This window comes from Sulfuriferula multivorans, from assembly GCF_003851125.1.
GTDB classification, from domain to species: Bacteria; Pseudomonadota; Gammaproteobacteria; order Burkholderiales; family Sulfuriferulaceae; genus Sulfuriferula; species Sulfuriferula multivorans.
On the sequence record NZ_BGOW01000002.1, the window covers coordinates 124,862 to 147,097 of the forward strand.

The 22,236-nt window shown below is 56.4% G+C and carries 26 protein-coding genes and 3 tRNA genes; 17 read left to right on the forward strand and 12 right to left on the reverse strand.

All coding sequences use genetic code 11. From position 1 onward, the window contains the following. Positions 1-20: 20 nt before the first annotated feature. From glgB to EI185_RS01805, 3 genes are all read left to right on the forward strand, one after another. Positions 21-2,231 (forward strand): 1,4-alpha-glucan branching protein GlgB, encoded by a 2,211-nt coding sequence (gene glgB, locus EI185_RS01795; protein WP_124703563.1) that lies wholly within the window; start codon positions 21-23, stop codon positions 2,229-2,231. Between the two features lie 28 nt (positions 2,232-2,259). Next, positions 2,260-3,912 (forward strand): glucose-6-phosphate isomerase, encoded by a 1,653-nt coding sequence (gene pgi, locus EI185_RS01800; RefSeq protein WP_124703406.1) that lies wholly within the window; start codon positions 2,260-2,262, stop codon positions 3,910-3,912. 126 nt (positions 3,913-4,038) lie between these two features. After that, positions 4,039-4,419: an MAPEG family protein gene (locus EI185_RS01805; protein ID WP_124703407.1), complete on the forward strand. Its 381-nt coding sequence runs from the start codon at positions 4,039-4,041 to the stop codon at positions 4,417-4,419. 90 nt (positions 4,420-4,509) lie between these two features. Here EI185_RS01805 and EI185_RS01810 read toward each other — a convergent pair. The 7 genes from EI185_RS01810 to EI185_RS01840 all read right to left on the reverse strand — a co-directional run bounded on the left by EI185_RS01810 (position 4,510) and on the right by EI185_RS01840 (position 7,532). After that, positions 4,510-4,586 (reverse strand) — tRNA-Asp (locus EI185_RS01810). A 61-nt stretch (positions 4,587-4,647) separates the two neighbouring features. Then, positions 4,648-4,723: transfer RNA gene (locus EI185_RS01815), tRNA-Glu, on the reverse strand. A 28-nt stretch (positions 4,724-4,751) separates the two neighbouring features. Next, positions 4,752-4,931, reverse strand: coding sequence for a hypothetical protein (locus tag EI185_RS01820; RefSeq protein WP_124703408.1), 180 nt, complete (start codon positions 4,929-4,931; stop codon positions 4,752-4,754). Positions 4,932-4,946: 15 nt separating this feature from the next. After that, positions 4,947-5,022: transfer RNA gene (locus tag EI185_RS01825), tRNA-Ala, on the reverse strand. 59 nt (positions 5,023-5,081) lie between these two features. Continuing rightward, positions 5,082-6,464 (reverse strand): FAD-binding oxidoreductase, encoded by a 1,383-nt coding sequence (locus tag EI185_RS01830; protein ID WP_124703409.1) that lies wholly within the window; start codon positions 6,462-6,464, stop codon positions 5,082-5,084. Between the two features lie 106 nt (positions 6,465-6,570). Continuing rightward, the gene (locus EI185_RS01835; RefSeq protein ID WP_124703410.1) at positions 6,571-7,113 is read right to left on the reverse strand and encodes a hypothetical protein; all 543 of its coding nucleotides are present in this window, start codon (positions 7,111-7,113) and stop codon (positions 6,571-6,573) included. Then, positions 7,110-7,532 (reverse strand): SseB family protein, encoded by a 423-nt coding sequence (locus EI185_RS01840; RefSeq protein ID WP_124703411.1) that lies wholly within the window; start codon positions 7,530-7,532, stop codon positions 7,110-7,112. Before EI185_RS01840 ends, EI185_RS01835 begins: the two co-directional genes overlap by 4 nt. A 131-nt stretch (positions 7,533-7,663) precedes the next feature. On the opposite strand from EI185_RS01840, the gene EI185_RS01845 reads away from it, so the two are divergent. The 6 genes from EI185_RS01845 (at position 7,664) to EI185_RS01870 (ending at position 15,140) form a co-directional block, all read left to right on the forward strand. Further along, a complete protein-coding gene (locus EI185_RS01845) occupies positions 7,664-8,080 on the forward strand; it encodes a hypothetical protein (protein WP_124703412.1) in 417 nt (138 codons plus the stop codon). Positions 8,081-8,099: 19 nt separating this feature from the next. Continuing rightward, on the forward strand, positions 8,100-8,735 hold the full coding sequence (nth, locus tag EI185_RS01850) for an endonuclease III (protein ID WP_124703413.1): 636 nt from the start codon (positions 8,100-8,102) through the stop codon (positions 8,733-8,735). 1 nt (position 8,736) lies between these two features. Beyond that, complete coding sequence (locus tag EI185_RS01855) at positions 8,737-9,828, forward strand: FIST C-terminal domain-containing protein (protein ID WP_124703414.1); 1,092 nt, start codon at positions 8,737-8,739, stop codon at positions 9,826-9,828. Continuing rightward, complete coding sequence (locus EI185_RS01860) at positions 9,821-10,258, forward strand: DUF1841 family protein (RefSeq protein ID WP_124703415.1); 438 nt, start codon at positions 9,821-9,823, stop codon at positions 10,256-10,258. The genes EI185_RS01855 and EI185_RS01860 overlap by 8 nt, the downstream gene beginning before the upstream one ends. A gap of 213 nt (positions 10,259-10,471) precedes the next feature. Further along, positions 10,472-13,714 (forward strand): type ISP restriction/modification enzyme, encoded by a 3,243-nt coding sequence (locus tag EI185_RS01865; RefSeq protein ID WP_124703416.1) that lies wholly within the window; start codon positions 10,472-10,474, stop codon positions 13,712-13,714. A 76-nt stretch (positions 13,715-13,790) separates the two neighbouring features. Further along, positions 13,791-15,140, forward strand: coding sequence for an AlbA family DNA-binding domain-containing protein (locus EI185_RS01870; protein WP_189836234.1), 1,350 nt, complete (start codon positions 13,791-13,793; stop codon positions 15,138-15,140). Between the two features lie 252 nt (positions 15,141-15,392). Here EI185_RS01870 and EI185_RS01875 read toward each other — a convergent pair whose 3' ends face one another. Next, on the reverse strand, positions 15,393-15,719 hold the full coding sequence (locus EI185_RS01875; RefSeq protein WP_223247611.1) for a c-type cytochrome: 327 nt from the start codon (positions 15,717-15,719) through the stop codon (positions 15,393-15,395). A 20-nt stretch (positions 15,720-15,739) separates the two neighbouring features. Then, positions 15,740-16,060 carry a c-type cytochrome gene (locus EI185_RS01880; RefSeq protein WP_124703418.1) on the reverse strand — a complete coding sequence of 107 codons (321 nt, stop codon included), beginning with the start codon at positions 16,058-16,060 and terminating at the stop codon, positions 15,740-15,742. Positions 16,061-16,285: 225 nt separating this feature from the next. On the opposite strand from EI185_RS01880, the gene EI185_RS01885 reads away from it, so the two are divergent. The 8 genes from EI185_RS01885 (at position 16,286) to EI185_RS01915 (ending at position 20,420) form a co-directional block, all read left to right on the forward strand. Next, positions 16,286-16,846 (forward strand): cob(I)yrinic acid a,c-diamide adenosyltransferase, encoded by a 561-nt coding sequence (locus EI185_RS01885; RefSeq protein ID WP_124703419.1) that lies wholly within the window; start codon positions 16,286-16,288, stop codon positions 16,844-16,846. Between the two features lie 11 nt (positions 16,847-16,857). After that, positions 16,858-17,265, forward strand: a complete 408-nt coding sequence (locus EI185_RS01890; RefSeq protein WP_124703420.1) for an NfeD family protein — start codon at positions 16,858-16,860, stop codon at positions 17,263-17,265. Positions 17,266-17,279: 14 nt separating this feature from the next. Beyond that, complete coding sequence (locus EI185_RS01895) at positions 17,280-18,194, forward strand: SPFH domain-containing protein (RefSeq protein WP_124703421.1); 915 nt, start codon at positions 17,280-17,282, stop codon at positions 18,192-18,194. Between the two features lie 67 nt (positions 18,195-18,261). Further along, positions 18,262-18,675, forward strand: coding sequence for a DUF4260 domain-containing protein (locus EI185_RS01900; protein ID WP_124703422.1), 414 nt, complete (start codon positions 18,262-18,264; stop codon positions 18,673-18,675). Between the two features lie 30 nt (positions 18,676-18,705). Beyond that, on the forward strand, positions 18,706-19,146 hold the full coding sequence (locus EI185_RS01905; RefSeq protein WP_124703423.1) for a GNAT family N-acetyltransferase: 441 nt from the start codon (positions 18,706-18,708) through the stop codon (positions 19,144-19,146). 58 nt (positions 19,147-19,204) lie between these two features. Continuing rightward, positions 19,205-19,378: a hypothetical protein gene (locus tag EI185_RS17915; protein WP_189836254.1), complete on the forward strand. Its 174-nt coding sequence runs from the start codon at positions 19,205-19,207 to the stop codon at positions 19,376-19,378. A gap of 28 nt (positions 19,379-19,406) precedes the next feature. Then, positions 19,407-19,973 carry an NADPH-dependent FMN reductase gene (locus EI185_RS01910; RefSeq protein WP_223247612.1) on the forward strand — a complete coding sequence of 189 codons (567 nt, stop codon included), beginning with the start codon at positions 19,407-19,409 and terminating at the stop codon, positions 19,971-19,973. 15 nt (positions 19,974-19,988) lie between these two features. Next, on the forward strand, positions 19,989-20,420 hold the full coding sequence (locus EI185_RS01915; protein WP_124703425.1) for a PaaI family thioesterase: 432 nt from the start codon (positions 19,989-19,991) through the stop codon (positions 20,418-20,420). Between the two features lie 55 nt (positions 20,421-20,475). Here the strand turns inward: EI185_RS01915 and EI185_RS01920 are convergent, their stop codons facing one another. From EI185_RS01920 to EI185_RS01925, 3 genes are read right to left on the reverse strand one after another with little or no spacing between them, the layout of a single operon-like run. After that, a complete protein-coding gene (locus EI185_RS01920; RefSeq protein WP_124703426.1) occupies positions 20,476-21,549 on the reverse strand; it encodes a hypothetical protein in 1,074 nt (357 codons plus the stop codon). Further along, a complete protein-coding gene (locus EI185_RS17920; RefSeq protein WP_189836235.1) occupies positions 21,546-21,704 on the reverse strand; it encodes a hypothetical protein in 159 nt (52 codons plus the stop codon). Before EI185_RS17920 ends, EI185_RS01920 begins: the two co-directional genes overlap by 4 nt. Beyond that, a complete protein-coding gene (locus tag EI185_RS01925) occupies positions 21,701-22,198 on the reverse strand; it encodes a thioredoxin family protein (RefSeq protein WP_124703427.1) in 498 nt (165 codons plus the stop codon). Before EI185_RS01925 ends, EI185_RS17920 begins: the two co-directional genes overlap by 4 nt. Positions 22,199-22,236 lie beyond the last annotated feature (38 nt).

Below are 22,236 nucleotides of genomic sequence, written 5' to 3' on the forward strand. Positions count from 1 at the left end.
ACGCCGATACAGTCCAGCCCATGACCCCCAACCTGCCCGTGGCTAATATTGCTAGCGCTGCCCGTACACTTCCCCAATTTGACGCCCTCACCGGCGGGCATGCACATAATCCGTGCGAATTGCTCGGGCCGCACCAATTGGATGCCGGATGGGTAATCCGTGTATACGATCCTGATGCCCTATCCATGTTCCTGCTCGATAATGGTGCCGAAACCGAGTTGCAACGTGTGGATATACGCGGCGTATTTGAATGGCGTGGGGCAGTTGCACCGGTTCATCCTTATCGCATACGCCGCACTTATCCCAGCGGCGAAGTCGTCGATCATGATCCTTACGCCTTCCCTCTCCAACTCACTGAGCACGATCTGTACCTGTTCAATGAAGGCCGGTTAAATCAAGCTTATCAAATGCTGGGAAGCCAGCCATACCGCGTAGATGAAGTAGACGGGGTGCGCTTTGCATTGTGGGCGCCCAACGCAGACCGTGTCTCGGTAGTGGGGGACTTCAACCACTGGGATGGGCGCAAGCACCCGATGCGTGCGCATGGCGATTCCGGGGTGTGGGAATTGTTCATTCCCGACATCATTGCAGGCGCACATTACAAATATGAGATACACAACCGCCATAGCGGCCAGTTGCTGTTGAAAAGCGACCCTTACGCGCGGTTTGCCGAACTGCGCCCCGGCACTGCCTCGCGCGTGGCACCGGTTTCCAGCCACACCTGGAACGACGCGCTCTGGCTGACCACGCGCGGTGAGCGCAACTGGCTGCAGGCGCCGATGAACGTCTACGAAATCCATGCCGGTTCGTGGCGACGCCACCCGGACGGTCGCTTTTACACATATCGCGAACTGGCCGAGCACCTCGTTCCCTACGTACTCGGCATGGGCTATACCCATATCGAGCTGATGCCGATCAACGAACACCCTCTGGATGAATCCTGGGGCTATCAAGCCACCGGCTACTTTGCGCCAACCAGCCGCTTCGGCAGTGCGGATGACCTGCGCTACTTCATCGATACCTGCCACCAGGCCGGACTGGGGGTATTGCTGGACTGGGTGCCCGCGCATTTCCCGCAAGACGCTTTTGCGCTGGCGCGCTTTGACGGTACAGCCCTGTATGAACATGAAGACCCGCGTATCGGCTTCCATCAGGACTGGGGCACCTATATTTTCAATTATGGCCGCAACGAGGTGAAAAGCTTCCTGCTCTCCAGCGCGCACTACTGGCTGGCCGAGTTCCACTTCGATGGCCTGCGGGTGGATGCAGTAGCGTCAATGCTCTATCTCGACTATTCACGCGAAGCGGGCGAATGGTTGCCCAACAAGTTCGGCGGGCGCGAAAACCTGGAGGCCATCGAATTTCTGCGCGCGTTGAATATCATGGTGCACGACGATTTCCCCGGTGCACTGACGCTGGCGGAAGAATCCACCTCGTGGCCGATGGTGTCACGACCGGTGTATCTGGGCGGACTGGGTTTCTCGATGAAATGGAACATGGGCTGGATGAATGACACCCTGACCTATATTCGCCACGATCCGGTGCATCGCAAGCATCACCACGAGAAGCTTACCTTTGGCCAGCTGTATGCCTATACCGAGAATTTCATGCTGCCGTTCTCGCACGATGAAGTGGTACACGGCAAAGGCTCGCTGATCGGCAAAATGCCGGGGGATGCCTGGCAACAATTCGCCAACCTGCGCCTGCTATTTACTTACCAAATGACCACCCCAGGGAAAAAGCTCAACTTCATGGGCAACGAATTTGCGCAAGGGCGCGAGTGGGATTCAGGCTGGGAACTGGACTGGAGTCTGCAGCAAAGCCACTGGCACGACAGCGTCCAGAAACTGGTGCGCGACATCAATCACCTGTACCGCGACACCCCGGCATTGCATCAGCTGGACTTCTCGGCGAACGGTTTCGCCTGGATCGATTGCCATGACGCGGAACAATCCGTATTGAGCTATATACGCTATGCCGGCGACGGCTCGTACGTCATCGTCGTGTTGAACTTTACCCCGGTGCTGCGCACCAACTATCGAATTGGTGTGCCGCAAACAGGTTCATATTCAGAAATATTTAACAGTGATTCAATATACTACGGTGGCAGCAATGCGGGCAACGGCGCCGGTCTGCCGGCCGATGCCGCAGCATGGATGGGATACCCTGCATCCCTAACGCTGACCGTCCCGCCATTGGCTGGCGTTATCCTTGTGCATAACGGACAATAATTCAACTGGCTGGAGCGACTACATAGCAATGTCTGACCCTACCCTCTCCCCTGCCTGGCAGGCACTGAAGACTCAACGCAAAGCATTGGCCAAAACATCCCTGCGCAAACTGTTCGCAAAGGATAAAAAACGCTTCGAACGGTTTTCAATAAGCGCAGCCGGCATCCTGCTGGATTACTCAAAAAACCGCATCACGCCGGATACCATGAAGCAGTTGATCAAGCTGGCGCGAACCAGTCCACTGCAAACGGCCATCGAGGCGATGTTCGACGGCGTCGAAATCAATCTTACCGAGCACCGTGCGGTACTCCACACTGCGCTGCGCAACCGCTCGGAGCAGCCGGTGTTTGTGGATGGCGAAGACGTCATGCCGGAAGTGCTCAAAGTGCTGGCACGCATGAAAAAATTCACCCAGGCAGTGCGCAGCGGCAAATGGCGCGGACACACCGGCAAACGCATTACCGACATCGTGAATATCGGCATCGGCGGCTCCGACCTGGGCCCGGTAATGGTCACCCAGGCACTTACGCCATACTGGCAAAAAGGCCTTACCCCGCATTTCGTTTCCAATGTGGACCCTACCCATATCAGTGAAACCCTGCGCCGCCTGGACCCCGAAACCACGCTGTTTATCGTCGCCTCGAAGTCTTTCGGCACGCCGGAGACCCTGCTTAACGCGCAGGCGGCCAGACGCTGGTTGCTCGCTGCCTTTAAAGACGAAGCAGCGATCGCCCGGCACTTCGTTGCAGTCTCGACAAATACCGAAAAAGTCCGCGCCTTTGGTATCGATACCGACCACATGTTCGGCTTTTGGGATTGGGTCGGCGGACGTTATTCGGTGTGGTCGGCAGTGGGATTGTCGGTTGCGCTGATGATCGGTATGGACAACTTTACCAGGCTGCTCGGCGGGGCTTTCGCCATGGACCAGCATTTCCGTACCGCCCCACTGGCGCAAAACATGCCGGTGATCATGGCGCTGCTGGGCATCTGGTACAACAATTTCTGGGATGCGCAAAGCCAGGTGGTGCTGCCCTACGATCAATATCTGGCACGCTTTCCCGCCTATCTCCAGCAACTCGATATGGAGAGCAACGGCAAGAGCGTCACGCGCGCGGGCAAACCTGTCCACTATGCCACCGGTGCGATTATCTGGGGCGAGCCCGGCACCAATGGCCAACACGCGTTCTATCAGCTCATCCATCAGGGCACACGGCTGATCCCCGCTGATTTTCTGGCAGCTGCCGAATCGCATAATCCGATCGATCATCAGCATCAAGTGCTGCTGTCCAACTGTTTTGCCCAGAGCAAGGCATTGATGCTGGGAAAAACTCGCGCCGAGGTACGTGCCGAACTCACTGCCGCCCATCTGGATGACGCTGAAATCAAGGCGCTGCTGCCGCACAAGGTATTTCCCGGCAATCGCCCCAGCAATACCCTGCTCTACCGCAAACTTGACCCGCATACCCTGGGCGCACTGATCGCCCTGTATGAGCACAAGGTATTCGTGCAAGGCATGATCTGGGATGTGAATTCGTTCGACCAGTGGGGGGTGGAACTGGGCAAGCAGCTGGCAGGCGCCATCGAACAGGGACTGGTCAGCCCCGGCCAGGTCAGCGAGCACGACAGTTCGACCAACGGCCTGATCAACACCTGCAAGGCATTAAGCGCGGATTCATCCTGACGCTCATTGCGGCTTCGAGAAATCCAGGCTCACCCCCTCCTTGCCACAATTCGGGAACAGGGTGATAAAGCCGGATTAAATTAAGCGCTTGCAGCCTGCGCTGTTACGACGACAAAAGGGACTCAGATGACAATTGCCTTGTGGATGGTATTGGCTGCAGCGCTGATACCCTACCTATTCGCTGTAATCGCGAAATTCGGCCGCGATTATGACAATAGCGCGCCGCGCGAATATCTGGCGCGTGCCACAGGCTGGCGTCAGCGTTCGAATTGGGCTCATCTGAACGGGTTCGAAGCGTTTCCACCCTTCGCTGCTGCCGTTATTACCGCACACCTATTGATCGGCCAAAGTGCTTTGACCGACTGGCTTGCCCTCGGCTTTGTCACAGTGCGGTTGCTGCATGGCGTCTTTTATATCGCGAACCTGGCCACGCTGCGCTCGGCGGCGTGGGCTGCCGGATTCTTATGCGTGGTCAGCCTGTTTCTGGCGGCTGCCCGGATCATCTGAACGCATCAATCAACGCGTCGCCGAGGAAACCTCTGCGCGGAAAATAAAAAACCGCAAGATCACAGCGTGATTTTGCGGTTTTTTAATGGTTGGCGGAGTGGACGGGACTCGAACCCGCGACCCCCGGCGTGACAGGCCGGTATTCTAACCAACTGAACTACCACTCCAATTTTCCAATGGCGAAGCATCGGAAAACAAACGGGCTGCATCGCTGCAGCCCGTCAAGACTGGCGTCCCCAACGAGATTCGAACTCGTGTTATCGCCGTGAAAGGGCGGTGTCCTAGGCCTCTAGACGATGGGGACCTGTGTGCAACTCGACGCGAGCAGTTTCCTATTTTCCGGAAAACTGCGTTACTACTGTACCCAGCAACAACAGGGCGAACCCTGCGGGTATCATGGCCATCCAGATACTCGGCTCACCATATTCAACCAAATCGATGGCACCGAAAATCAATCCAAGCACGCTCATCAAGATACCTGCCCAGACCGTCACTATGCCAACTTTGTGCATTCGGCTCCACTTTTCTGGTGGAGGTAAGCGGGATCGAACCGCTGACCTCTTGCATGCCATGCAAGCGCTCTCCCAGCTGAGCTATACCCCCGAAAGACGCGCATTATATGGAGCCACGGCGGTATTGTAAACAGTTTGCCGCAACAATTTTCACAGCGGAAGGAGCTTTCCGGGGTTGAGCAGACCCTGTGGATCGAATTTCGCCTTGATTAAACGCATCATTTCCAGACTGGCTGCATTAATCTCCATACTGACATAATCGCGCTTTTCACTGCCGATACCATGCTCGCCCGACAACGTCCCGCCCAGTTCCAATACCTGGGAAAATAATTCCCGCAAAGCCTGCCTGGCATTTTTCATCTGTTGCGAGTCAGCCGGATTCACCATGATATTGACATGCAGGTTACCGTTGCCGGCATGACCAAAGCTGACGATGGGCAATGCGAAGCGCTCAGCCAACCGGTCAATATAGCCGACCAGTTCAGCCAGACGCGATACCGGGACCACGACGTCCTCATTGATTTTCAACGGTGCGATACGCTTCACCGCATGCGACAGCGATCTGCGCGCCTGCCACAACCGGGCAACATCTGCGGGATTGTCCGCCTCCAGCAATTCGAGCATGCCATTGCCCTGCAGCGCAGTTTTCAGCGCACCGATCTGGCGCGGCAGATCGCTCGCAGCGCCATCGGCTTCCACCATCAGCAACGCCTCCGTACCGTCAGGCAAGCCGGTCGCCGCACCCGCCGCCTGGATCGCCAGAAGGGAACGCTGATCCATGAACTCCAGCGCGCACGGCACCACCGCCTGGTTCATTACCCGCGCCACCGCGGCGCACGCATCCAGATTGGTCGCATAACACACGCGCAAAGTGGCGCGTGCTTCGGGCGCGGGCAATAGCTTGAGCGTGGCTTCGGTAATCAGCCCCAGCGTGCCTTCCGATCCCACCAGCAGACGCGTGAGGTCATAGCCGGTCACGCCCTTGGTGGTCCGGCAGCCGGTACGCAGTTCGGCACCGGTACCGGCCACGGCACGCAGCCCCAGCACATAGTCGCGCGTCACGCCGTATTTCACTGCGCGCGGTCCGGCTGCATTCATCGCCAGATTGCCGCCGATTTGGCAGTAGGGTGAACTGCCCGGGTCGGGCGGATAGAACAGGCCATGCGCGCGCGCGGCAAGTTCGATGTCCGCCGTCACCACACCGGGCTGCACCACCATGTAGCGGTCGGCTGGATTGAATTCAAGGATGGCGTTCATGCACTCGAAACTCACCACCACACTACCCGGGGCAGGCAGCGCACCCCCCACGTTGCCCGAGCCTGCGCCGCGCGCCACCAGCGCAATATGGTGGGCAAGCGCCACGCGCATCAGTGCGACGACGTGTTCATGGCTGGCAGGAAACAATACCGCGTCAGGCAGACAGGAGCGGGGGGTTTCATCGTGACTGTACAGCGCCAGGGTCACCGCGTCGGTGAAGACGCGCTCGGCAGACAGCGCTGTGGTGAAATCCGCCAGTGCAGCAGGGGGTAACATGGGCACCTCTAAAAATTCAAAATTCTAGGCGAGACAAGGCACGATAAAAATTCTGGAGCAACGCCGTATCGCAACGAAGTTTGAATTTTTAGCGGTGCCCACATCGTTAATTCTCGCTTTCGGCGGCTTCCGACAGCCACGCATCCTTGAGCATGGCATCGCTATCGGGATAACGCGCATAGGCTTGCTGCACCAGCGCATCATAGTCAAAGCGCGAATACGGCAACTGGGTCTGCTCTTCCAGTGTATGGCGCATTGCCTGCGTCATCGCCGGCCCCATGCCAACTACACGCTTGGCCTGGATAATCCCGTTGCTGGCGTCCACCAGCGTCATTTGCACGCGCGCACTGTCGCCGGGCGGATTGACCGGCACGGCCTGCTCGTCCGGGCGCAACTGATGCACGTTATAAGCCACGTCCGACCACTCGCATACATCCTCGATTCGATACAGCAGAAACAGCACCGGTTGCTGAACATACAGCGCAAACTCGACCGGCTGGGTACGGAACCCGCCCACTTCTTCGGGCGTCGGGTTGGTCCAGAACAGCACCAGATCATGCACACCATCGCGATAGCAATACTGGGTTGCTTCCGAGTAAGTGGTGTGATCGGGTGAGTATCTTTCCCCCACTTGGCGTGTACCCATCATGCCTCCGGCGGCAGACTCGCCATCAAATCCGCAACCATTTCCGGCTCCAGATCGAAACCCGCTTCCAGCCCCGGGTTTAATGCGATGCCGGCGGGCGCGCCCATTTTCCGCAACACCCAGGAAAATTCGGTAAGCAGCCCCCCGCCAAACCCGGGATAGTGCTCGACGAATGTCTTGGCGCGTTCCGGGCTGGTGAACAGCACCAGCACCTTGGTTCCAGTCTCATCCTCAACCACCAACGGCTGGGCGCGCGTGCTGCGCTGAAAGCCCTTGATCTCGTTTGTTTCGTCTTCGACCGGCATGAATATTTGCGCATCCATCAGGTAATGGATGAAATCATCGCCGGAAACGCTGCCATCCAGCGCACACTGCAGCTGTTTTTCCAAATCGTTTTTAGGTTCAAAAGTGCCTTGATTCATTGGACTAGCTCAGAAAGTGACCTTAGAAGTGTAGCGCAATTCGGCAACCGGGCGTATCTCGACTGGCATCACGCGCCGATTTTTCTTAGAATAGCGGTCTTCATCGATTATTTGATTCAGAGGAACCAGGCATGTCCGGACATTTCCCTTTCAGCGGCAATACCAATCGCGTCAGCGTGTTCGGTTTTTACGAGCGCTACAATCTCAATCCTGCCATGCAGGAAAAATATTACAAGTGGTGGTATGACTGGGCGAAGAATTTTGTCATGGCGGACGCCGACCTCAAGGCCACCAAAGGCATGGAATTCACTCACTATCCGTTCGGCCAGCATTCGCATGTGGATTTCCATCTGCGCCAGGGTGCCTGGACCACAGCGCTGATCGATCTGGGCGGATTCATCAAAGGCACGATCCTCCCAAAGCTGTCCGACGCGCAGATGCACAAGCTCGACGAAGACCATCACCACATGCTGCACACGCTGGAAGAAGAAGCCAAGGCAACACCGCGTCCGCCGCAGCCTGAGCTCGGCTGGTTCCGCCACACCTGATGCACCCCGGCTACGCCGGATGAACGCTGCCAAACGCCGCGAAATTTTTGCACGCTTCGCGGCGGCCAATCCCCATCCCACCACCGAGCTGGAGTACACCACCCCGTTCGAACTGCTGGTGGCGGTGGTGTTGTCGGCGCAAGCCACCGACAAGAGTGTCAACCTCGCCACGCGCATCCTGTTTCCGCGCGCCAACACCCCCGCTGCACTGCTTGCGCTGGGCCAGGTGGGGCTGGAAAAATACATTCAGCGCATTGGCTTGTACAAGAGCAAGGCCAAGCACCTGATCGAAACCTGCCGTATCCTGCTCGAGCAGCACAACGGTGAAGTGCCCACCACCCGTACGGCGCTTGAAGCCTTGCCCGGCGTCGGGCGCAAAACCGCCAACGTGCTGCTCAATACCGCGTTTGGCGAAGCGGTCATGGCGGTCGATACGCATATTTTCCGTGTCGCCAACCGGATTCCGCTGGCCCCCGGCAAAACCGTACTCGAAGTCGAGCACAAGCTGATGAAGAATATCCCGCGCGAATACCTGCAGGACGCCCACCACTGGCTGATTTTGCATGGCCGTTATATCTGCAAGGCGCGCAAACCCGATTGCCCGCATTGCCTGATTGCCGACCTGTGCGAATATCCGCAGAAAACGGCGGGCTGACATGAGCGTCGCCACCGGCCTTGCCATCGGCAACACGCCGACTTCCGACCTCGCCACGCAGGCGGTGGCGCAGGCCATGCAGCGTGCCGATATCAGCCATCCCAACAGCGTGCTGTTGTTTTTGTCTGCCGATTTCGCCCACGATCCGCAACCCGCCCTGCTCGCCGCCTCGCGCCAGAGCCAGTGCATGCAGATTGTCGGGTGCAGCGCAGCGGGAATCTTTACCGAGCAGGACTGGGTGCTGGATTCGCCCGCGGCGGCGGCCATGGTGTTTGGCGGCGAGCTGAGTTTGAGTGCGGTGCACACCCCCGCGGACGACGACCTGATACTCGCCCTCACCGCGCCCAATGCGATTGATACCAACTGGATCGGCGCACCCGGCCAGCGCCTCGGCGCCGTATCGGGTGACGCGACCGGACGCGGACCCTACAAGGTATGGAGCGGCGGCAAAGTCTGCGCCAGCGGACGCTGCGAGATGACCCTGCAAGGCGTGCGCGGGATGATGGGCGTATCGCAGGGCATCCGTGCGCTGACCGCCCCGACCGAAGTCACCCAGGTCAACGGCTTCGACCTGCTCAGTCTGGGGCGTCAGTCGGCACTCAATGTGCTGGCGCGCGAACTGCCGCTGGAAGTGCGCGAACTCGACCACATCCCGCTACATCTCATCATGGCGGCAGTCACCTTCGGCGAACCGTCCACCGCATTTTTTGAAGGCCGCTACCGTCTGGTGCAGGTCATCGCCACCAACCCGGACGACCGCTCGGTGACCTTGTCCGCACGCCTCAACGAGGGCGATAAAGTATTCTGGGCGCTGCGCCAGCCGCTGGCCGCCGAACGCAATATGCGCGTCACGCTGGATCGTACCGAGCAACTGCTGGCAGCCACGCCCCAATTCGGCCTGATGTTTTCCTCGATGGGGCGCGGGCCGTCATTCTATGGCGGCATGGATCGCGATCTGCAATTGCTGACCGCACGCTATCCGGACATGCCGTTGATTGGCTTCTACGGCAATGGCGAAATCGGCTGGCTCAATTCAGCCAATCAACTGCTGCAATATTCCACCGTACTCGGATTGTTTACCGACCATGTTTAACCCCAGCCGCGACGACGCGCGCCGCTTCTTTTTCGACACCTGGCGCAAATACCGCGCGCAACAGCCTCTTGAAGGGCTGGAAACAACCGTGCTCGACACCCTGTTGGCGCACCCCGAATACCACGCCCTGCTCGATAAGCCCGGACGCTATCTGGAACGCGACTACCCGCCCGAATTCGGCGAAACCAACCCGTTCCTGCATCTGTCCATGCACCTTGCCATCGCCGAACAGCTCGGCATCGACCAGCCCCCCGGCATCCGCGCGCACTACCAGGCGCTGCTGGAAAAAACCGGCGACCCGATGCACGCGCAGCATGAAATCATGGACTGCCTGGCCGAGATGATCTGGCAGGCACAACGGCACGGCACCGCGTTTGATCCGTTGATTTATTTTGCGTGTCTGGATAAAAAATCGCGTAAATATTCTTAAAAGTCCTTTACCGACTCATTGCGAACATTCGATATTATCTACATAAATTCCATAGCCCATTCCGATTTACGGAACTGAGGACAAAATAAGCACAAGGGTAATTTCAACTGTAAATTACGGATACCTAATTTCACTTACGATGGCCTCTGCATACGATAGACTTGCGCGGTGTCAATTCTGCATCGAGCTTGCTCGATAGCAGATTGCCTGACCATGTTGCAAACAAAAAAGGGCGGGAACAAGGTGGTTGATTACACGATATTCAAAGACTATCTGGCGCTAATAGAGAAAGCCTACAAAGCAGGCAACGCCACAGAGCATACTCACCGCCCCGCGCTGAAAGACCTGCTCGAAGCTTTCCAGCCTGGGGTTACGGCCACCAACGAACCCAAGCGCATCAAATGTGGTGCACCGGATTACATCATCACTCGCAAAGATATTCCGCTGGGCTTCGTGGAAGCCAAAGACATCGGTGTTTCACTCGACGACACCGAGAACAGCGAACAGCTTAAGCGCTACCGCGAAGGCCTTGCCAATCTCATCCTTACCGACTATCTGGAATTCCGCTGGTATGTCAGCGGCGAGTTGCGTCTGACTGTGCGACTTGCCAAACCGCAGACCAATGGTAAGTTGCGAGCGGAGGCTGATGGGGCGCAGCAGCTCGCCGAGCTGTTGCAGTCCTTCTTCGCCGAAAACATCCCCGTCATTTCCAGCCCCAAGGAACTCGCCACGCGCATGGCGGCATTGGCACGTTTGATTCGCTCCATTATCGGCAAGACCTTTGCGGAGGAGGACGAATACGGCACATTGCATGAGCAGATGGATGGTTTTCGCAAAGTGTTGTTGCACGACCTTGATGCAGAACAGTTCGGCGACATGTACGCACAGACTATTTGCTACGGCCTGTTTGCCGCACGCTGCAACAGTACCGGCGCGCACTTTACCCGCACCCATGCTGCCTACGATCTGCCCAAGACCAATCCGTTTTTGCGCAAACTCTTCGCACACATCGCCGGGCCGGAACTGGATGAGCGCATCGTGTGGGTGGTAGACAATCTTGCCGAGTTGCTCAACCGCGCAGACATCGCCGCCATCCTGCAAGACTTCGGGCGTGCGACCAGACAGGAAGACCCGGTAGTGCATTTCTACGAAACCTTCCTCGGTGCGTATGACCAGAAGATGCGCGAAGCCAGAGGCGTGTACTACACGCCGGAGCCTGTGGTGTCCTACATCGTGCGCAGCGTGGATGCCATCCTGAAAAAAGATTTCAAGTTGAGCGCGGGACTGGCCGATTCCAGCAAAGTTAAGCTTACCCGCCCGAAGCAGCGCGGCAAGGGAACGGAAACCATCGAAACCCACAAGGTGCAAATCCTCGATCCCGCCACCGGAACCGGCACCTTCTTGTATAGCGTCATCGGGCAAATCTACCAGACCTTTGCGGGCAATAAAGGAATGTGGCCGAGCTATGTGCAGGAAAATTTGCTACCGCGTGTGTATGGTTTCGAGTTGCTGATGGCGCCCTATGCCGTGGCGCACATGAAACTCGGTTTGCTGCTGCGAGAAACCGGCTACGATTTTTCCAGCGACGAACGCCTGCGCGTATTCCTCACCAACACGCTGGAAGAAGCGCACGAAATGACTGGCCTACCGCTGTTCACGCAGTGGCTGGCGGACGAAGCCACCAGCGCCAACCTGGTGAAGAAGGAAACGCCGGTCATGGTGGTGCTGGGCAATCCGCCTTATTCCGGGCATTCCGCCAACACTGGCGAATGGATAGCTGGATTACTGCGCGGTATCGACAGCACGACTGGGCAAAAGACTGGCAACTATTTTGAAGTGGACGGCGCACCGCTGGGCGAACGCAACCCCAAGTGGTTGAATAACGACTATGTGAAGTTCATCCGCTTCGCGCAGTGGCGTATCGAACAGACCGGCTATGGCGTGCTGGCCTTTGTCACCGACAACAGCTATCTGACTAGCCCCACATTCCGGGGCATGCGCCAGAGCTTGATGCAAAGTTTCGACGACATCTACCTGCTCGACCTGCACGGCAACAGCAATAAAAAAGAAACGGCGCTGGATAGCAGCAAGGATGAAAACGTATTTGACATCCGACAGGGTGTCACCATTGGCCTGTTCGTGAAACGCAGTAAAGTACAAGATAAAGGTGCACAGGTTTTTCACGCCGACCTATATGGCACACGCGCAAGCAAATACGCAGGTCTGGCGGAAAACGACATGACCACCACCCACTGGCAAGCACTCAAACCACAAGCACCGTTTTACTTGTTCGTGCCGCAGGATGATACAGTGCGCGCCGAGTATGAGCAGGGCTGGGTAATCACCGACATCATGCCAGTGAACAGCGTAGGCATCGTCACCGCCCGTGATGCGCTAACCATTCATTGGAGCCGTGAAGATATTTGGCGCACGGTGAATGACTTCGCTCATTTGCCGGTGGAAGATGCGCGTGAAAAATATGACTTAGGCAAGGATTCGCAGGACTGGAAAATTGCTTGGGCGCAAACCGATCTCAAAGAAAGCGGACTATCGGATGGGAAGCTTGCCTCGGTATTGTATCGTCCGTTTGATTCGCGTTACACCTACTATACTGGAAAACCCAGTGGTTTTCATTGCAGACCCTGCGGAGAAGTGATGCGGCAGATGCAAGATGGAAAAAACTTGGGGTTTGCGACAACACGTTCAACTGAAATCGGGCGTGGTTGGGAACACTTGTTTTGCACAAATGGTTTGCTTACTCATCACACAGTTTCGATCAAAGAGGTCAATTATCTTTTTCCACTCTACCTCAACTCAGCCGCCAAGACTGACCTGTTCGACAACAGCGTAGTAGGTGGTCGTCGCCCCAATCTCGCGCCGGAATTCATCGCAGAATTTGCCATGCGACTGCAACTGGATTTTGTGCCGGATGGATGCGGTGATTTGAAAAAGACCTTCGGCCCGGAAGATGTGTTTCACTACGCCTACGCAGTGTTTTATTCGCCGACCTACCGCAGCCGCTATGCCGAGTTTCTGAAAAGAGATTTCCCGCGCTTGCCACTGACGCGTGATGTGGCGCTGTTCCGCAGCCTGTGCGCTTTGGGCAAAGAGCTGGTGGCGCTGCACTTGATGGAGCAGCTCCCCAAACTGGAAACTCGTTATCCAGAGGCAGGGGATAACACGGTGGACGCTGTGCGCTATACCGAACCGGCAAGCGGTGTGCCGGGGCGCGTGTGGATCAATCAGAAGCAATACTTCGACAACGTGCCGCCGGAAGTGTGGAACTATCACATCGGCGGTTATCAGGTGTGCCAGAAGTGGTTGAAAGACCGCAAGGAACGGCAGCTTTCCTACGACGACCTGACCCACTATCGCGGCATCGTTGCAGCGCTGGCGCGCACCATCGAGCTACAGGCCGCGATTGATGACTCGATAAGCGAGTGGCCGTTACAGTAGCATAGTTGTGCATAACAGGGTGTGCCAGCAGTCCGGCCACAAGCAACATTCCTCACCTTAATACGAAATGATGAAAATGTTTGATCGTGAATACAACATAACAGATCCAGTAAAGATTCTGGCAGCGTATCTTGAATCGAACCGATTCAGTTACCTATCTTTGCGACGTCGGGCAGTCATCTATTTTTCAAACAACAAATGGACGCTACTGGCATGTACCGTAGAGGCCATTGTTTCTGATATAGAACCGGTTGAGGCTGTGGCATCAAAATGCTATCCGCAAGCTGTGCTGTTCGAAGACCGGCTTTCTAACGAGGGGCTTTTGGATTTTGTTAAACAAGTTAGCGAAGGACACTTTTGTTTAGGCGAGTATTCGTTAGGAGCGACAAATACTCACCGGCAGTGGACAAGAGAGCGGGTTCCTCTTAGCAACAACCACATGTTGCATGCGAGCCAAGTGTGGAGTGCGCGGTTTGATGATGTCAATGTAAATTCGTATGAAGCACTGCTGGCTCCACAACAGCCCTATTACCCTGATCTGTTTGAGGCGGTAAAAAATTGGCTGCCTTTTCCTGTGTATCACGGCAGTAGCGACTCCAGAAAAGGCGAGGTCATTTTGCTCTTGCCAGAGACGAGAGCCTATCTGGCCGACGCTACCTTCAAAGGTAAGGTCATTGATATACAGGTCGCAGGGACTGAGTTAAACAAGCTGTCGTTGGAGCTTAAAGGCGCATGGTGGGATGAGGAAGGCATTCATCACTTTGAAGAGCAAGTTTCCAACGGGCTTGCACAGTTATCTATTCCTGAGTTTGCTAACCGCTTGGAATACGTTCTTGCTGATTCTGAAGGTGCGATATATGACCGCCATTATGAAGACGGATATAGGCACACAGGGCTTGGGCGGAAGCGCATAGTCAGTGGTGACACAAGCCTTGTTGATATAGTGCGTGAGGCGTGCCGTAACGGGGAAGGATTGCAGGTGGAATTCAAACCGTTCATCGAACTAGAAAATGATAAGTTGAAAGAAATTATTAGGGCAGTTGTGGCATTTGCCAATACACAAGGCGGTCGAATTTTCCTTGGCATCGACGATGACTGCGGACTACTAGGAATTGACGGTCAACTGGCAAAATGGGCTAAAGCTGAGCCAAACGAAGCGACATGTGAACGGTATCTTGGTGCAATACGAGGAAAAATACGCGATGTTGTTCAGGGCGATCCCGTGTTGAACTTTATGCAAACCGTTGTTGATGATTGCAGGATCGTCGTTATTGAAGTCTCCGCAGCTAAGGAGAAGCCCATTTCTATCCGCCAAGATAAGAGTCTTTATATCCGTCGTGGATCGAGCAACTCAAAAGCTTTGCCAGAGGAGTGGAAGGCAATTGTTTGCTCTCAAAATAATTTCCCGGTTTTTCAAAATCCATAGATAACTGAAATCTGACCGTATGAAAATGGCACTTCTGAGTCATTTAATCTCCGGTGAAATCTTGGTGTTTACCCAAGTTGCGGAGCGAAGGGAAATATGGTGCCCAGTGAGATTTTTGAAGACCATAAAAACACCCCATAACGCTTTGAAGCTACGGGGCAGGGTATAGAAAACTTCTGCAGATTAAGCAACCGCCCAGATAAAAAGGCGATGGAACATCCATCGCCTTTTTCATTCCGCAGCACAATCGTTTTAGCGCTTCAGCGTCAACCCTTTCTGGCTGCCGAAATACGCTGCCAGATCGGCCATGTCCTGCTCCGACAGGTTCGTCACCTGACCGGACATGATGGCGTTTTTGCGCTCGCCGGATTTGTATTCGGTCAGCGCCTGGTACAGATAATCCGGATGCTGTCCCGCCAGACGCGGGAACATTGATGACTGGCTGTTGCCGTCCACGCCGTGACAGGCTGCGCAAGTTGACGATTTCGCCTTGCCCTGCGCGGCATTTCCGTCCGGTACTGCCCATGCCTGTGCGCTTGCCACCATCCCCAGCAGCGCCAAAATTGCCAGATGCTTCATTGTGTCATCCTCTCTCGTATTTATTTGCCTTCTGAGTAGTACGCGGCCAGATCTTCCATGTCCTGGTCCGTCAAACTCGCCGCAATCGCCCGCATGGTAGCAAAGCTGCGTTCACCGCTTTTGTATTCCTTGAGCGCAGCGACGATGTAGTCGGCGTGTTGGCCGCCCAGATACGGCACGCTGTACACGGTTGGGTAAGCGGTACGCCAGCCGGCAATGCCGTGACAACCGATACACATGGAGTTTTTGTTTTTTCCGGCGACCGGGTCACCGGCTGCATGGACGACGGGTGCCAGACATACGCTCAGCGCAACCAGGCTGAATAACAGACTTGTTTTCATGCTCTCCTCACTCTTTATGGATGTGAACTCCAGTCGTCCATACATTTTTTGTATATCTGACCGCTTTTTATTTATGGTGTCTCTGTGGACCCTTGCCTTGCTTTTTTAGCCAAGCCATTGTATGCACACTGAGGCTGGCTGGCAACATCGGCTTGCTGGCGGCTGGACGGCGGTATCCGCATAACGGTAGCATGGCGCACACTCTTCACAGCGGATCGATCAATCATGGGAAACCGGCTTTCCAAAATCACCACCCGCACCGGCGACGACGGCAGCACCGGTCTGGGCGACGGTTCGCGCACCCCCAAAGACGCGGCGCGCGTGGAAGCACTGGGCGACGTGGATGAACTCAACAGCCAGATCGGCGTGCTGCTATCCGAAGACCTGCCCACGGATGTCAGCGCTTTGTTCAACGAGATACAACACGGTCTGTTCGACCTGGGCGGCGAGCTTTCCATCCCCGGTTATACAGCGATCACCGATGCCCATCTCGCCGCGCTGGATGCGGCCATTGAGCACTACAATGCCGCGCTGCCGCCGCTGAAAGAATTCATCCTGCCCGCCGGTTCGCGCGCCGCTTCGCTGTGCCACGTGGCACGCACCGTGTGCCGCCGTGCCGAGCGCCGCGTGGTGACGCTGGCGCGCAATGAACCGGTATCGCCGCTGGCAGTGCAATACCTGAACCGCCTGTCCGACCTGCTGTTCATCCTGAGCCGCGTCCTCAATCGCCATGCCGGGGGAACGGATGTGTGCTGGCAACCCAAACGCCACGCGCCCACTGAATAAGGAAAACGCCCATGCAGCCCATGACTTTCTGGTTCATCCTCGCCAGCGTACTGATTGCGCTGGAAATCTTTACCGGCACCTTCTACCTGTTGGTGTTTGGCGCGGCAGCAGGCGCGGCGGGCTTTACCGCCCTGTACGGCTATCCGCTGGCCGCGCAACTGGTCGTGGCGGCAATGTTTGGTGTCATCGGTCTGGTCTGGTTGCGGCGCAGGCCAAAAATCGAGCGCCCTGCAGACGACGTCCTGGATATCGGCCAGGCCGTGGAAGTCAGCACATGGCTCGATAATAATACTGCGCGGGTACGCTATCGCGGCACGGAATGGGACGCCCGGCTCATGGAAGGCGAAACTGCCCAGCCGACACATTGCATCATCCGCGAAATCCGCGGCAACACGCTGATCCTGTCCGCCAAACCATAACCCGGAGACACCCTATGGAAATTGCACTGTTTTTACTTATCGTCGTGGCCGCATTTGTCGCCAGCTCGATTAAGATCGTTCCCCAGCAAAATGCCTGGGTGGTCGAACGCCTGGGGCGTTTTCATGGTGCACTGCAGCCGGGTCTCAACATCGTCATCCCGTTCATCGACCGCATCGCCTACAAGCATCTGCTCAAGGAAGTACCGCTCGATGTCCAGCCGCAAGTCTGCATCACCAAGGACAACACCCAGGTGCAGATTGACGGCGTGATTTTCTATCAGGTCACCAATCCGCAGCTCGCCAGTTACGGCACGGCGGATTTCCAGATGGCCATCGTCCAGCTTGCGCAAACCAGTCTGCGCTCCGAGTGCGGCAAGCGCGAACTCGACCGCCTGCTGGAAGAACGCAACGACATCAATCGCGCTGTCATCTCGGCGCTGGACGAAGCCAGCCCCAACTGGGGCGTCAAAGTACTGCGCTACGAAATCAAGGACATCACCCCGCCCGATGCCGTGTTGCGCTCCATGCAAACCCAGATCACCGCCGAGCGCGAGAAGCGCGCCATGGTCGCACAATCGGAAGGCAAACGGCAGCAGGAAATCAACCTGGCGGAAGGCGCCATGACCGCCGCCATCCGCGAATCCGAAGGCCAGAAACAGGCCGCCATCAATAACGCTCAGGGTCAGGCGGAAGCCATCCTGCTCACCGCTACCGCTACTGCCGAAGCGATCCGCAAAGTCGCTGCAGCACTGAGCGAACCGGGTGGCATGGAAGCAGTGAATTTGAAAGTCGCGGAGAAATACGTGGAGGCTTTCGGCAATATCGCCAAGCAGGGAAATACCCTGATTCTGCCCGGCGATTTATCCAACATGGGGGCGTTGGTGGCCACGGCGATGAGCGTGGTGAAGCAACAGAAAATAGAAAGCTGAACCTGCCGAAAACTTTACTGGCGCAACTTGTTGTGCAGCCAACGTACTCCAATTGAAAGGTGAATTCATGCTTTCATTATTCGAGAAACCCAACGTTCTACTGCGGTTGGAAGGGGGTGCCGTATTTGCTCTGGCCCTCGCCGTGTATTGGCAGCAATCGTTTAGCTGGCCACTGTTCTGGTCAACAATACTAATCCCGGATTTAGCCATGCTCGGATATCTGGTGAATGCCCAGCTCGGCACCCGTGCATACAACATCACCCATTCAAAGCTATTGCCCAGCCTGCTGGGAATTTTTGCCATCTCCACAGGCAATGCACTATGCATGGCACTGACGCTAATCTGGTTCGTGCATATCGGTATAGACCGGCTACTTGGTTATGGTTTGAAATATGCGGAAGGCTTCAAATTCACTCATCTCGGCGTCATCGGACGGCGAGAAGGCGAACCACGCGGACGCTACTTGCCTTGCGGTAAATAGCACCCTTCATTCTCTTTTGCGAGATCAGCCATGCAATGGTCGCACAACGAATACACCATCACTGATGAGCACGCGGCGCTCGATATAGGGCTGATCCACGATTATCTGCGCGACTCCTACTGGGCGAAAGGCATACCGCGTGAAATCGTCACCAGGGCACTGGAAAATTCGCTGTGCTTCGGCTTGTTCCACAACGGCAAACAAATCGGTTTCGGCAGGGTTGTCACGGACCGCGCCACCTTCGCCTATCTCGCCGATGTCTTCGTGATCGACAGTTATCGGGGGCGCGGGCTGGGGAAATGGCTGATCTCGTGCGTACTCGAACATCCCGAGTTGCAGGGCTTGCGCCGCTGGCTGCTGGCTACGCTCGATGCGCATGGTTTGTACCGGCAACACGGCTTCGTTCCACTGCGCAATCCGGAAAGGTTCATGGAGATCAACCCTCCGGATATCTATCTGCGCGCAACATAGCACCCGTTTATCCGCTACATTCAGATGCGCCGATTTGGTCACTGGAAAGGATTCAACATTGTTCAAAGCTATCCTGCTTGATAAGACAACGACAGTTCACGACACAAAACTCGTCGACCTGGACGATGCGCAGTTACTCGAGGACAACGTCCTGGTCCGCATTGAATATTCCAGCATCAACTACAAAGATGGGCCAGCGATCACGAGCCGTGCACCCATGGTGCTGCACTAAAGTAAACCAGTCACCAACGGAGCCAGTATTGCGAACCACTCATATCCTTGCTATCTCAGGCAGCCTGCGCAAAGCATCGCTCAACACCGCCCTACTCCGCGCCGCCGCACGCCTGGCTCATCCCAGCATGCGCATCGAACTGTTTGGCGAACTCGGTATGCTGCCGTTGTTCAACCCGGATATCGAAGCGACCGATCCGCCGGCCGTGGCAAATTTCCGGACTCGTCTTCTGGCGGCAGACGGCGTTCTGATTGCCAGCCCCGAATACGCGCACGGCGTAACCGGTGCGATGAAAAATGCGCTGGACTGGATGGTGGGTTGCGAGACATTTGTAAACAAGCCGGTTGCCCTGCTCAATGCGTCACCGCGTGCTGTCCATGCGCAGGCTTCGCTCAAGGAAACCCTCGCCACCATGTCTGCCCGGATCGTTGACGAAGCTTCAATCACCGTACCCATTCTGGGCGCCAGGCTTGATGAAGCGGGAATTGCTTCCCATCCCGAAATTGCGGCGTCCCTGCGCGAGGCGCTGATCGCATTTCAGGCGGCAATAGCTGGCTATCAAGCAGAAGATGCTGCCGGGCAGGATAGAGCATGACGCGCCGTCACTGATATGCACGTCACCGACCTTGCCATCAACAAGACCATGGGAATGCAGTTTGCCGCCCCCGGCGATACGCATATTCTTGAGATGCCCGAATCGCCGCTGCTCCTTAATCATCTGGGCAGTATCCACGCGGGCGTGCAGTTTTCCCTGGCCGAGGCTTGCAGCGGTGCATTTCTGCAGCTTCATCTACCCAGCTGGCAGGATCAGGTCATGGCCGTTCTGCGCACGTCAGAGGTGAAATTCCGCAACCCGGCGCACGGCTGCCTGCGCGCTTCGGCCCAATTCGATGGCGCATCAGTCGAGGCGTTATCCAGGCAACTGGCTACGCGCGGTCGCGCACTCGCCTCCGTACTGGTCGAGGTGTGCGATGCGCAACGCATCGTCACCATGAGCGGCAGCTATCAGTGGTTTTTACGGTTACAACCCAAAGTGTCTTAACAAGCGCTGATGAAGCGAAACCCGTCAAGAATTGCAACGCTCCCTGTGAGCCTCGTCACTGCACCTTGAGATTATCCATCACTGCCCGGCCCATTTCGTAGCGCAACCGGGTCGATCCATCCGCTACCTGCTTTTCCAGCCAGACCAGATACAGATTGCCCTGGCTATCCAGGGTGATGGAAGGATCGGACTGCACACCCGCGCCTGCCGCTCCGGGCACGTTGGCATTGTCACTCCATCCCGAAGCAGTTGGCCAGGATAACCAGATATCCGGGGTGCCGTCCCGATTATCGTCCCAGACCACAGCCAGTTTTCCACCCTGATCGCTGGCAATCGCCGGGTGCCATTGCGGGATGTTGTCGCCGAAGCTGTCCTGCACCATTTGATTGGCACCGAAATGCGCTCCGCCGTCCGTGCTGAACGCCGCGTAGACATCGTAGCCGGACAGAAAATCCCGCTTGTCGGACCACACCGCCGCCACCTTGGCGCCCGCTTGCGCTGCCAGCGCAACGCGCATGGCGCCCGTGCCCGGACCGACGCCGGCATTGCGTGCATCGCGCCGGGTTTCGTTCATCTGTACGGGTGCTGCGAATTTTTCGTCGCCAGCACTATGGCTATACATGATCGTCGTATGCCCTTTGCGGCGATCCTCCCAAGCGATCGCCACACCCCCCATTTGCAGGGCAGCAACGCTGGGAAAGAGTTGATCACCCGACAATGGCGCGCTATCCACCGCTACAGACTTGCCCGGCATCAGTTTGTCCGTACCGGGAACATAACCCAGCTTTTCGATATGGATACCCGAGTAGTGCCCATCGCGCTGCGACCAGGCTGCCCACAGCCCGGCCTGGGAGGAGAACCCGACACTGGCATCGTTGCTGTCATGACCAGCCAGGTTGATGGGTTCACCCATCTGCGCGGCGCTCACAACCCGCGCCTTGACGCCGCCATCTTCTTCCCAGGCCACCGCGAAACGGCCGTCGGGCAGGGAAACAATGCTGGGTTCAAATGCCTCCTTGCCGCCACTGATCTGCCGATCCGCCTCGAAGCCTTTGTTTGCGGATTGTTTTACTGCCACGTAGCAACGCGAAACGCCATCCCGATTGTCTTCCCACACCACTGCGATCAAGGCCCCTGAAACCGCAATGCTCTTGCGGCTTCCACATGATGGAACACCTTTGCGCCATGAACCGGCGTGACATTAATGGGTTGGTCGAACTGCCACGGCGCTGCCATTACCGCAGCCGGGAGCATAAAAACCGCGAGTGCCAGCGTACGGATCATGAAGATTTCCCGCCCAGAAACTGCAACAGCGTCTGGGTCTTGTAAAAGCCCCCATGCACGTAGCGATCGAAATCCTTGAAATCCTGTATGGTTTTGAAACCGGGAATCTTGACGATTTCCTTGCCTTGCGGATCCAGAAATACAAATAAGGGGGTAGCGAATGCATTGAAACGCGCGCCCAGGTCAGCTTCCGTAATCCGTTCTCCGCTGGGCAATTTAAGGCGTTTGCCGCTTTCCGCATCGACGTAGACCAATACGTAGTGTTGAGTGTAGAGGCGATGAATATCCGGGTCGGAAAAACTTTCCTTGTTGGTCTTGGCACACCAACCGCACCCATAGCGGCCGAAATACAGGAATATCGGCTTGTTCTCCTGCTGCGCCAGCCGCAAACCTTCACCATAAGAAACAAAAGGGTAGTGGTCGGGTGGGTCGGCAAAAACGGGGGCTGCGAAACAACCAGCAATCAACAACATTCCCAGCAACAGGCGTTTCATCTTATTCTCCTCGCAGCATAATTATGCGCATAACTCTA